Here is a 12,060-nt window from a genome sequence, read left to right as displayed (position 1 = left end):
GCCCGACGGCGATCTTCTCCATGTAGGCGATGCCCTTCCAGGGGAGCATCGAGCCGCGCCGGGCCAGCGCCACGACGGCCACGGAGTTCGGCAGCCCCTTGGAGAGCAGCGTCGTGCCGTCAATCGGATCCACGGCGATATCGACCTCGGGCGGCAGACCGTTCCCGATGCGCTCGCCGGTGTAGAGCATCGGCGCCTCGTCCTTCTCGCCCTCGCCGATCACGACGATGCCATCCATGTCGACGGAGTCCAGCGCAAAGCGCATCGCGTTGACGGCCGCCTGATCCGCCGCGTTCTTGTCGCCCTTCCCCATCCAGCGGGCCGACGCCAACGCGGCGGCTTCGGTGACGCGCGCCAACTCGAACGAGAGGTTGCGGTCCAGGGCGTTCGCGGTCGCGCGAGTCCGGCGCTCTTCAGCGAGCATAGGAATACCTCCTCGGCGCCCTTCAGCGGGGCCAGGTCCACGCCACGGCAGTGGGGCGTGGCTTGGCAGGAATCGTAGGCGGGCCGCGCGCCGAGATCAAGGGGAGATTCCCCGACAGCCGGCGTCAGGAAAATCCTTCGTCGTGAGGCGTGAGGCGTGAGGCGTGAGGCGTGGGTCGTGGGTCGTGGGTGTTGGTGAAAGCGTGCGAGTTCCAGTTGTCATCCTGAGCGCAGCGAAGGATCTCACCCGCTGACCGTCATCGTCTGCCCTACGCGCTGACCGTCATCGTCTGCCCTACGCGCTGACCGTCATCGTCTGCCCTACGCGCTGACCGTCAACATTCGCGTCAGCGGGTGAGATCCTTCGCTGCGCTCAGGATGACAACTGGAACTCGCACGCTTTCACTGACATGCTCGCACGACGCACGACGCACGACGCACGACGCACGACGCACGACCGTTACTCGACGGGGGCCACGACCGCCGAGAACCAGCCCAACGCCTCGAACTGCTGCCGATTCAGCGTCTGCTGCCCGTAGCGCGGGCCCGTGCCGCCGGGGTTCGCCAGCACCAGCACGTCAGCAGCCGCGTCGTAGCCGCGGACCGCCGTCCAGTGGTTCCAGGCCCGGCCGCCCATCGCCACGGGCGCGCGGCCGGCCCAGCCGGCGACCGCATCGAAGGTGACCGGCGAGCGGTTGAACGCCCGCACCCCCCACCGCTCTCGGAGCACCGCCACGATACCGGCGCCGGTCGCGTCGAGCAGGCCGACGTCGCTCCGCACGTACTGTGGGGACATCGCGTCCTGCGCCTCCTCCGGCGTCACGGCCACGCCCAGCGACTTCAGCATCCACATGGTGGCGCGAATCGCACAGGTCCAGTCCTGGCGCTGCAGCTCGGTCGGCGTTGTGGGGTCGAACGGCTGCCGCCCCTCCCCGTGCGGCTCCGGCCCTGACGGCAGCTCGAGCGGCGCTGCCGCAAGCTCCAGATACCGGCCGGCGGCCCAGCCTTCCATGCCCTCCGCCGTCTGCACCTGCACCCAGAGCAGGCCGTCCACGGTCGCCGCCAGCCCGAGGGGGCGCAGCAGCATGTCCTCGGCCAGCCGCCCCACGATGGCCGCCCCGATCCCCGGCCCAGCCCGCAGGTTCAGCGAGTCCGGGCTGACCCGCGCCACCCGCAGGGAGAGGGCTGTCAGGGAGACGCCCGCCCCCGGTGGGGCAGGGCGGTGGTCCGATTGGCCTGCATACGCTGACCGGATGATCGGGCCGGCCAGCCGCCGCCGCGCACCTGGGCGCTCCACAGTCGCCTCGCACATGCTGCCTCCCCGCGCCATGATGTCTCCTCCTTCGGATACCCACGCGCTCGCCGGTCGTCTCCCCAGGCCGCGCCGCGGCCGCTCCTCGGCGGCCCGCCGTCGAGCCACACGCAGTGTCAGAGCGGAGCGGCGTCACAGCGGGATGAGATCACCAGTGAGCGTAGGAGCGCGCAGGATGCTCCAGGATCGGGAAAACTCCTGACGATGGCCCGCACCCTGCCTACGGAACGTCGGGAGATCGGCGCATTCACGGCAGAACCCGAGGCAGGATCGCGGAAACAGCAGCGACATACAGATGATGGGGCGGCGTCTGGGTGTCGAATCTGCTACCTTACGAGCATCGACGTGCAGCCCAGCCAGCCGGCCCCGGGCACGACGCAACCAGGCTCACCGGAGCGGCGCCCACAGCCCTGTGTCCGCCAGCCGACGAGCACGCACACCACGCTGGACGAAAAGGAGCCCGTGGCCCTGCGCGCAGCAGGCTACGGACTCCGAGCGCGAGCTCACGACGACGTGAACCGATGAGGAGGAACAGGGTCATGACCACCGGATCGGCAACCAATGGGAAGCCGGCGCCGGATCCCGCGACCAGCGGTCTGGAAGGGATCGTTGCCGCGCGAACGCCGCTCAGCGAGGTCGATGGTCTGCATGGTGTCCTGACGATCCGTGGCTACGACATCGAGCAGATCGCCAGCAAGATCAGCCTTGAAGAAGCGGCCTTCCTGCTCTGGCATGGCAAGCTCCCGACCCAGCAGGAGCTGGACGATCTGCACCGCCGGCTGGTCGGCTACCGCCGCCTGCCCGACGAGGCCCGGATGGCCGTCCAGGCGGCCGCGAAGCGGATGCTCCCGATGGACGCGCTCCGTTTCGCCGTTGCCGCGCTGACCGCCGACGACCCAGACCCCGGCAACAACGCGCACGAGGTCAACCTCACGCGCGCCGAGATGCTGGTGGCCCGCGTGCCGATCATCGTCGGCATGTACCAGCGGCTCAGGAGCGGCGGGCAGGTCGTCGAGCCGCGCGCCGACCTCGGCATCACCGCCAACCTGCTCTTCCAGATGACCGGCGAGGAGCCGGACCCCGCCAAGGTGCGCGGTCTGGAGACCTACTTCGTGACGGTCACCGACCACGGCATGAACGCCTCGACGTTCACCACCCGGGTGATCGCGTCCACGGCGTCGGACATGGTCTCGGCGGTCGTCGGCGGCGTCGGCGCGCTGAAGGGCCCCCTCCACGGCGGCGCTCCCGGCCCGGCCCTGGACATGATCGAGTCCATCGGGACGCCGGACCGCGCCGAATCCTGGATGAAGAACGCCGTGGCGCACGGGCAGCGGCTGATGGGCTTCGGGCACCGCGTCTACAAGGTGCGCGACCCGCGCGCCGAGGTGCTCTACCGCGCCGCCTGGCTGCTGGCCGAGCAGACCGGCGAGCAGACCTCGCTGGAGCTGGCGCGCGAGGTTGAGCGGGTGGCCATCAACGTGCTGGAAGAGGCCAAGCCCGGCCGCAACCTGAACACGAACGTCGAGTTCTACACCGCCCTGCTCCTGCGCGATGTCGGCCTGACGCCGGACCTGTTCTCCTGCGCCTTCGGCATCGGGCGGACGGTCGGCTGGACGGCCCACGTCATCGAGCAGCACGACAGCGGCCGGCTGATCCGCCCGCAGTCAGAGTACAACGGGCCGCGGGGCCTGGAGTTCGTGCCGATCGAAAAACGATAGGTCAGCCATCAGCCAAGAGCATGTCATCCTGAGCGCAGCGAAGGATCTCACCCGCTGACCGTCAACAATCGCATCAGCGGGTGAGATCCTTCGCTGTCCTGGTCTCAGTCGTTGTCGTTGCCGTGCCCCTGGCCGTCGTTGTCCAGGCCGCGCCCGCCCTTGACGCCGAAGCCGCCGACGGCCACCTCTGCGCCATTCACGTAGACCCGCACCTCGTAGGCCGCGCCCGGCAGGTTGCCGTGGCCGCTGCGCTTCTCAATCGGGAACGCCGCCCGGCCCGAGCCGCCCTTGCAGCAGTCCAGCGTGCCCCAGCGGTAGTCCTCGCCGTTCGCCCGCACGAGATACGTCACCTTGGCGTTGCCGTCGTGATCGGTGTAGTCGAACGAGGCCCACACGACCTCTGTCCCACGGCCGAACTCGACATCCGGGTGAATCGCGCGGGCGTCGGAATCGACGCTCTTCGAGAAGGTCAGCCCATTCGTCGTGGTGTCAGCCGGCGCGGCAGCCACCATGGTCGGCTGGAACGCGCTCGACGCCCCGCGCCACGGCATGCCGATCACCACGAACGTCGCCAGCACCGCCGCGACCAGTCCAATCCTCACTACCATGACGAGCCTCCTCAGACCCAGCGGAGCGTTCCCAATCACCCGCGAACGCGCGGTGTTCGACAATTCTTCCTGATGCCTAACGACCAGCCTACGTTCAACGGGCCGCTCCGTCTGTCACGCTGACGACATCTGGTCAGCGTGCTTTCCGGCACGTCGAGCGTACCGCATCCATGGGAGGGTTTGTCACAGTGACGCACATGTCATGACGCGGCGTCGGGGATACGCTCCAGATCCTCGTCCAGCCCGGCGACAATCAGCGCATCCCCAGCCGCGAGGCGCTCCGCGGGCGCCGGGTTGAGGATCACCGTATCGGTCCGCGCCAGCGCCAGGACGGTCAGGCTGCAGCTCCGTGGGAAGTCGAGATCGCCGAGCGTCCGGCCAACCCATCGCTCCACCAGGGCCACCCGCGCGATACCGTAGCCCGGCGCGGCGTCGAGGTAGTCCTGGACGCCCGGCGCGTGGAAGCTGTGCGCCACCCGAAAGCCCGTCTCGCGCTCGGGATACACCACCCGCAGCACCCCAAGCTGCTCCAAGATCGAGCCGTGCAGCTCGTGGGCCGCCTTGGCGATCACCCGCTGGACGCCCATGCGCTTGAGCAGCACCGTCGCCATGATGCTCACTTCCAGGGACTCGGAGACGCCGACGATGACGGTGTCGAACTCGGCCAGCCCGAGCGCCACCAGCGCGTCAGGATCGGTGATGTCGGCCTGGACAGCGTGCGTCACGTCGTCCGCCAGGTCCTGCACGATGCGCTCGTCGCGGTCCACGGCCAGCACGTCGTGGCCCAGGCGGGCCAGCTCGCGGGCCACTGCCTGCCCGAACCGCCCCAGCCCGAGGACGGCTATCTGTCGTGTCGTGGGCATGCGCCCCTCTCTTCCTGCGCGCCGGCGGGCGCGTCAGCCGATCCGCACAGCCGCCGCCGGCCAGCGCAATGGCGAACCGTGCTCGCGCGCGGCCAGGGCGAGCGCCAGTGTCAGCGGTCCCAACCGGCCGACAAACATCATGGCCATCAAGATCAAGCGTCCAGCCGGGCTGCTCTCGCCCGTCAGCCCTATCGACATCCCGGCCGTCGCGAACGCCGAGACCACCTCGAACAGCTCGCGGAGGAACGGCTGGGTGCTGGTCAGCCCCAGCAGGAAGGTCGCGACGAAGACCAGCGCGAAGGCCAACACCGTCACGGCGATGGCCCGCAGCACGTCTGGTATCGGCACGCGCCGCTCGAACGCCACGACGTCCGGCAGGCCGCGAATGGCCGACGCCGTGGCGCTCAGCAGGATGCCGAGCGTCTGGACCTTGATGCCGCCGGCCGTCGAGCCGGCCGCCCCGCCGATCAGCATCAGCCCGATCAGCACCAGCAGGCCGCCATCTGTCACCGCCGCCAGATCCACCGAGTTGAACCCGGCCGACCGTGTCACCGTCGAGTGAAAGAAGGCGTTCAACACCTGCATCCAGAACGGCATCGGGGCGAATGTGTCGCCGTTCGCACGCTCCGTGAACAGGAGCAGCCCCGTCCCGCCGACGAGCAGTCCCGCGCTGACCACCAGCACCAGCTTGCTGTCGAGCGTCAGCCGCGCAAACGACCGCCGCCGCACCACGTCCTCGACGACGCCGTAGGAGAGGCTGCCGAGGATCACCAGCACGCTGAGCGGCAGGAGCACCATCGGCGCATCCGCGAACGGCACCATACTCTGATAGCCGCCCGTCAGATCGAAGCCGGCGTTGTTGAACGCCGTGATCGAGTGAAAGATCCCCCACCAGATGGCGGTGCTGAGCGGCTGCCGCTCCAGGAAGGCGAGCGTCAGCATGACCGCGCCGGCCCCTTCGACCACCACGGTGAACAGCAGGACGCGCTGCGCCAGCGTCAGCGCCGACCCGACATCGCTTCCGCCAATGGACTCCTGGAGCAGCAGTCGCTCGCGGAGACTGGTGCGCCGCCCGGCCAACCGGAGCAGAAAGGTGGACAGGATCATGAAGCCGAAGCCGCCGATCTGCACCAGCCCGGCCATCACGACCTGCCCGAAGAAGCTCCAGTGCGTCCCGGTGTCCACGACGACCAGCCCCGTCACGCAGGCCGCCGAGACAGCGATGAATGCCGCGTCGCGCAGCGGGGTCCAGCGTCCATCGACCTGGGAGATCGGCAGCATCAGCAGCACCGTGCCGATGGCGATGAGCGCCGCGAAGCCGCCCGCAAAGACCAGCCCGGCGTTCAGCGCGCGCCGTGGGGGCCGCGTGACCCCCAACGGCACCCGCACACTGCGCCGGGGGAGCTGCCGCCCCGCGGTGAGCGGCGTCCTGGGGAGGCGGGGGATCGGCAATCGCGGCACGCGGCGCTGGCTCCGGGGCTGTCAGGATGGCGGCATCATGATACGCGCCGAGCAATTCTCAGCCGAATGATTCTCAGATGAGTGGCGGTTGCTATACTGCGGATGGGGTGGGCTGCATGCTGCTCAACCGGGCACCACTCCAGCAACCTTGTGGCGTCTCCAGTAGAGCGGAGGTGCGACACGAACGCCGAAGACGGCGAGGGTCGAGGCTCATCGTCCAGCGGGCCGGCGAAGCCCGAGCCTCCTGATACCCCGCGCAATGGCGATGTCCGCGGCGGCGAGGCCCGCGGTAGCAGCGATGCCCGTGCTGAGAAGAGGGCGGCGGACGGCAGCACCATTCCAACGGTGCACATTCGGGAGGTGCGCCAGGGCCACAAGCCGGGCGAGCGGTACGTCCGCATCCACCGGCCGTTCCACGACACCTTCCGCGAGGCCTCCGGCGACACGCTGGTGGCCCGCGACACGGCGTATGCTCCGCGCGGCACGATGGGCAAGCTGTGGGGACTGTGCCGACGCTTCCTGATCGGGAAGCCGCTGGCGTCCTCTGAGCTGGCCCATGAGCGGCTGCCCAAGACGAAGGCGCTGGCCGTCTTCGCCTCGGACGCGCTGTCGTCCTCCTCGTATGCCACCGAGGAGATCCTGCGGATCCTGGTGCTGGGCGGGGCGCTCGGGCTGACGTTCACGCTGCCGGTCGCGGCTGCCATCGGGCTGCTGCTGGCGATTGTCGTCATCTCCTACCGCCAGACGATCAAGGCGTACCCGCACGGCGGCGGCTCCTACATCGTCAGCAAGGACAACCTGGGCAACGTTCCGGCCCTGGTGGCCGCCTCATCGCTGCTGGTGAGCTACGTCCTGACGGTGGCCGTGAGCATCTCGGCCGGCGTCTTCGCGCTGACCTCGGCCTACCCCGATCTCCACGACTTTCGCGTCTGGATCGCCATCGCGCTGATCGCCCTGATGACGCTCATCAACCTGCGCGGCGTCAGCGAGTCGGGCACCATCTTCGCCGTGCCCACCTACATGTTCATCGTCATGGCGATGCTGATGATCGGGTACGGCCTCTTCCGCATCGCCACCGGCGACCTCGTGGCGAACATGCCGCGTCACGAGATGGAGCTGGCCGGCTGGGAGGCGAAACACGCCTTCGAAGGGATCGGCCTGCTGCTGGTGCTCCGAGCGTTCGCGCAGGGCTGCGCCGCGCTCACCGGGACGGAAGCCATCTCGGACGGCGTGCCGGCGTTCAAGCCGCCGGAGTGGAAGAACGCCCGCACGACGCTGCTTTGGATGGGCATCATCCTGGCGGTGCTGTTCCTGGGGATCTCCTTCCTCTCGACCCAGCTTGCCATCATGCCAGACGTGGACGAGGCCGAGTCCGTCGTCTCGATGATCAGCCGCGAGATCTTCGGCGATGGCCTCCTGTACCTTCTGATGCAGTGGTCCACCATGCTGATCCTGGTGCTGGCCGCCAACACGGCGTTCGCGGACTTCCCACGCCTGTCCTGGTTCCTGGCCCGTGACCACTACATGCCACACCAGTTCAGCTTCCGGGGCGACCGCCTGGCGTTCTCCACGGGCATCTCGACGCTCGGCATCATCTCGGGCGTCATCGTCTTCTTCTTCAATGCAGACACCCACGCGCTGATCCCGCTGTACGCCATCGGCGTCTTCGTGGCGTTCACCTGCTCACAGGCGGGCATGGTCAAGCGCTGGTGGAGCCGCCGCGAGCCGGGCTGGCACTACGGGCTGATCGTCAACACGGCGGGCGCGCTGACGACGTTCGCCGTGGCGATCATCCAGTCCATCACCCAGTTCACGCACGGCGCGTGGCTGGTCATCGTGCTGATCCCGATGCAGGTGGCGGTGCTCTGGCGGATCCACGCCCACTACACCCGCGTGGCCGAGCAGTTGGCGATGGAGCCAACGGACGAGCCGCCGGACGGCCTGCCCGCCCCGATCCTGGTGGTCCCGGTGCCGGGGCTCAACCGCGCCGTCGCCCGGACGATCCGCTACGCGCGGGCGCTCTCCAGCAACGTGACGGCGCTGCACGTCACCGACGATCTTGAAGACGCCGCCGAGGTGCGCCGTCGCTGGAAGGAGTGGGGCACCGATGTCCCGCTGGTGATCCTGGAGTCACGGTATCGGGCGCTGACGGGGCCGATGCTGCACTACCTGGACGCCGTCTCCAAGCAGAATCCGGACACGCCGATCACGGTGGTGCTGGCTGAGTACGTGCCACGCCGCTGGTGGGAGTGGCCGCTGCACAACCAGACGGCGCTGCGGCTGAAGGGGACGCTCTTCTTCCGCCCCAACACGGCGGTCATCGACGTGCCGTACCACCTGATCCGCTGACGGCGCTTCTGGCCGTCGCAGTGCAGTGCCGCGGGAGGCTCAGCCTCGCCCCGGCCACTGAAGATCCTGGAACTGCTCCTCCACGATGCGGCGGAACCGCTCGACCGCTTCACGGACGACGGGCTGGTACGGCCGGCGGGTGGTCGGCGTCGAGATCAGGAATGGTGAGGCCTCGGTCACGGCCTTGCCGATGATGCCGTGCAGGTTGCCGGTCTCCTGGAGTACGTCGATAGCGCCGATGAACGCGTGCAGCCGTTTCTGACGCTGGCGCGCCGAGTCCCAGCGCCCCGCGACCACGTCGTTGTAGAGGTCGAGTACGAACCGCGGGTTGAAGTTCGTGAACCACGAGTTGATGCCGCGCCCGCCGAACATGAGGTACGGCGCCATGACGCCCTCGCCGACGAGGTGGCTGATCTGTGGCGCATCCGCCATCACCGACATGAACTCGGTGAAATCGACGCCGACGTGCTTCGTGCCGATGAGCTTCGGGAAATCGCGCTGGAGGACGGCGTAGTCCGGTCCGCGCAGGTAGTTGTGGCAGCGCGGCGTGTTGTACTGGACGAGGCCGAACCCGTCAGGCGCCGCTGCGCTGATATCTTCCCAGAACCCTCGGTACGATGCAGCGGTTGACGGCATGAAGAACGGGTGGCCGACGTGCGCGCCCAGGATGCCCCGGTCCACGGCGTGGCGCAGCCGGGCCACGACGCCCTCGGTGTTGCACCAGGTCACGCCGACCATGGCCGCCGCGCCGATGCGCTGTGTTTCGTCGGCAAACACGTCGACGATGTGCCGAAACTCGTCCAGCTCGATGGCGTAGAACTCGCCGTCACTGTCGGTCGTGTAGATGCCGTGAACGCCTGCGGCGTGCAGCCGCCGAATATTCTCGCGAAAGACCTCCTCGTCGAACCGTTCACGAGCGTCAAACGGGGTGCCAATCGCGGCCCAGACCCCGTGCAGGTTCTCGCGGGTGAGGCCTGCGCGCATCGATTCGCGTGTGAGCTGCGCCAGTGGCGTCAACATGGTCGGACTCCCGCGGCTCCCATCACCCGCTCGCACCAGAGTCCCGGTCGGGTAGCTGGAAGACATCGCCACTGGCCGGCGCACACCCGCGTCGGCGCAGTCCTGGATAGCTGGTCACGAGCTGCTTGACGCATGGCGGACTCTGTGCGGGTCATCGTATCGCAACAGGGCATGCCCACACATCGGCGCTGCCCCCATCGGATGCGGTACACCATTGGCCGTATGACGACGCACACACAGCGTGACGCGGCAGCATGAGGCGGCGCACTCCCGCGCTCGACTTTGCCGCGCTCCCGTTGGACGAGGCGACCGGCCTGCTGCGCGATCTCGGGCTGGGGCTGCTGCGACAGGCGTTGCTGGCGAACGCCGACGACGAGCGCCCCTCCCTGGCCGATCTCCTGCCAGACGGCGTCGCGCGGAAGCTGGCGACGCGCCAGGGCCATCGGCTGGCCCCCGTCAGCTACCGGGTGACCGTCGCCCGGGCCACCAGACGCGGCCTCTCACCGGCCGTCTGGCAGCGGCGGGTCTGGAGCCAGTTGCGGTCCCGAATCGGGCAGACCACCCCCGGCTACCTCCCCGACTTCCTCTGGCCGACGGTCGCCGAGCGCGCCTGGGCCAGCCCCGCCTTCCAGCGCGAGGCCGCCCTGCTGGCGAGAGGCGTCCTCCAGGAACAGTACCTCTTCCCGCAGGGCGGCCTGCCCACCCCCGTCTTCGCGCCGGGGACATTCTGGGCGCTGCTGGCGCTGGCCCAGGCGCCGCACACACCAGCGCTCGGGCCGGCGCTGCGCGGCCTGTTTCGGAGAGACACCCTGCGCTCCCCGGGCCGGCTCGCGGCCCAGCTCGGACGCGTCGGGTGGACGCTCTGGGGCCGGCTGCCGTTCAGCCGCTGGGAGTGGATCCCCACCCGGGCCACCCGCCGGCGGCAGGCCGCACGCGCCCTGGGACAGCAGGCCAGTGTCCAGACGCTGGCTGTCAGCGGCTGGGCCGGCTTCTGGGACCAGTACGTCATCATGCAGGCGATCCTGGCCTGGCACGGCGGGCATCCGCCCCTGCCGGCCGCGCTCCGCAAGGGCCTGACAGACCTTCCCGTTGTCAGCGAGGCGCTGGGACACGTATCCTCGCAGCGCACGGACGCTCGGGGGACACCGCCGGTGACCACGCTGCCGCTGCTCGCCCATCCGTCGTGGGAGGCCGACCGGCCAGCCTGGTTGGCCAGCCAGTACGATCCCCGGGCACTGGTCGGAGGATAGCGGCGCCCATGGTCTTCCCCGCACAACCGCTGATCTGGCTGGCGCGGCAGCACGGCGAGCTGTTCGGGCAGCTTGGGCAGGTCGAGGACGAGCTGAAGGGCCGCTTCTCCGGCCTGGACGAGGCGATTGACGCCCTGATGCTCTCGATCCTCAGCGGCGAGGCGCTGCTGCTGGTCGGGCCGCCCGGGACGGCCAAGTCGCGGCTGATCCGCGCGTTCTGCAACCTGCTGGGCCTGCTCGACCTGGAGAACCCGCAGGTTCGCCACCCGCACTACTTCGAGTACCTGCTGACGCCGTTCACCGAGCCGGGCGAGCTGTTCGGGTTCTACGACGTGGCCCAGGCGGCCACCCACGGCCGGCTGGTGCGGCTGTCCGGGGACTGGCTCCAGTCGGCGCGCGTCGTCTACCTCGACGAGGTCTTCAACGGATCGAGCGCCATCCTCAACTCGCTGCTCGCCGTCATGAACGAGCGCGTCTTTCACGACCGTGGCGAGCGCACGCCCGTCCAGTTGCAGTGCCTCTTCGCCGCCACCAACGAGATCCCCGACACTCCCGAGCTGCGGGCCGTCTTCGACCGCTTCCTGCTGCGCTGCACCGTCAAGAACGTGGACGTCCACGTCCCTGGCGGGCCAGAACGGGTCGGGACGCTGCTGACGCGCGGCTGGGCCGAGACGTTCGGCAGCCGTGGCGGCTCGCGCGTCTACACCACGCTGCTGGAGCTTGCCGACGACCTCCGCGACGAGATCCGCGAGCTGACCGACCGTGGCGTGCTCCAGCCCCAGGAGCGCAGCCCATTCTTCCAGGAGCTGGCCCGCCTGATCCGGATCACCCGCGACGACGACCTCTCCGAGATGTCGAATCGGCGGCTGGTGAAGATGCTCCACATCATGCTGCTGCACTGCGTGTACCGTTCCGTGCGGCGCGGTGAGCTGGACGAGCGGTCGCTGACGCTGGGGCCGGCCGAGCTGGGGCTGGTCGGGCGGTTCTTCCTGGACCGGGCCGACGACGAAGTGGTGCGGAAGCTGAACCGAGCGCTGGTCAGATAGAGGAGCAGCA

The 12,060-nt window shown here is 69.0% G+C and carries 10 protein-coding genes; 4 read left to right on the top strand and 6 right to left on the bottom strand.

Features of this window, described 5'->3' with window-relative positions; translation table 11 throughout:
* Both IT306_06795 and IT306_06790 read right to left on the bottom strand, forming a co-directional pair.
* The coding region (locus IT306_06795) for a fructose-bisphosphatase class II (GenBank protein ID MCC7368109.1) at positions 1–424 on the bottom strand (424 nt) is incomplete at its 3' end.
* A gap of 459 nt (positions 425–883) precedes the next feature.
* Positions 884–1,735: an SH3 domain-containing protein gene (locus tag IT306_06790; protein ID MCC7368108.1), complete on the bottom strand. Its 852-nt coding sequence runs from the start codon at positions 1,733–1,735 to the stop codon at positions 884–886.
* A 539-nt stretch (positions 1,736–2,274) separates the two neighbouring features.
* Here IT306_06790 and IT306_06785 point away from each other — a divergent pair.
* The gene (locus IT306_06785) at positions 2,275–3,453 is read left to right on the top strand and encodes a citrate synthase/methylcitrate synthase (protein MCC7368107.1); all 1,179 of its coding nucleotides are present in this window, start codon (positions 2,275–2,277) and stop codon (positions 3,451–3,453) included.
* A 104-nt stretch (positions 3,454–3,557) separates the two neighbouring features.
* On the opposite strand, the gene IT306_06780 is transcribed toward IT306_06785, so the two are convergent.
* The 3 genes from IT306_06780 to IT306_06770 form a co-directional block, all read right to left on the bottom strand.
* Positions 3,558–4,061: a hypothetical protein gene (locus tag IT306_06780; GenBank protein ID MCC7368106.1), complete on the bottom strand. Its 504-nt coding sequence runs from the start codon at positions 4,059–4,061 to the stop codon at positions 3,558–3,560.
* A 200-nt stretch (positions 4,062–4,261) separates the two neighbouring features.
* The gene (locus tag IT306_06775; protein MCC7368105.1) at positions 4,262–4,924 is read right to left on the bottom strand and encodes a TrkA family potassium uptake protein; all 663 of its coding nucleotides are present in this window, start codon (positions 4,922–4,924) and stop codon (positions 4,262–4,264) included.
* 33 nt (positions 4,925–4,957) lie between these two features.
* Positions 4,958–6,385 (bottom strand): Trk family potassium uptake protein, encoded by a 1,428-nt coding sequence (locus IT306_06770; GenBank protein ID MCC7368104.1) that lies wholly within the window; start codon positions 6,383–6,385, stop codon positions 4,958–4,960.
* Between the two features lie 102 nt (positions 6,386–6,487).
* Between IT306_06770 and IT306_06765 the strand changes: the two genes are divergently transcribed.
* Complete coding sequence (locus tag IT306_06765; GenBank protein ID MCC7368103.1) at positions 6,488–8,734, top strand: APC family permease; 2,247 nt, start codon at positions 6,488–6,490, stop codon at positions 8,732–8,734.
* A gap of 39 nt (positions 8,735–8,773) precedes the next feature.
* Here the strand turns inward: IT306_06765 and IT306_06760 are convergent, their stop codons facing one another.
* Positions 8,774–9,754, bottom strand: a complete 981-nt coding sequence (locus tag IT306_06760; GenBank protein ID MCC7368102.1) for a dihydrodipicolinate synthase family protein — start codon at positions 9,752–9,754, stop codon at positions 8,774–8,776.
* A gap of 254 nt (positions 9,755–10,008) precedes the next feature.
* Between IT306_06760 and IT306_06755 the strand changes: the two genes are divergently transcribed.
* Complete coding sequence (locus IT306_06755) at positions 10,009–11,004, top strand: hypothetical protein (protein MCC7368101.1); 996 nt, start codon at positions 10,009–10,011, stop codon at positions 11,002–11,004.
* An 8-nt stretch (positions 11,005–11,012) separates the two neighbouring features.
* On the top strand, positions 11,013–12,050 hold the full coding sequence (locus IT306_06750) for an AAA family ATPase (GenBank protein MCC7368100.1): 1,038 nt from the start codon (positions 11,013–11,015) through the stop codon (positions 12,048–12,050).
* Positions 12,051–12,060 lie beyond the last annotated feature (10 nt).

The organism is Chloroflexota bacterium, from assembly GCA_020850535.1.
Lineage (GTDB): Bacteria > Chloroflexota > UBA6077 > UBA6077 > JACCZL01 > JADZEM01.
The sequence above is the reverse complement of the archived record's forward strand: the minus strand, read 5'-3'. Positions and strand labels throughout refer to the sequence as shown.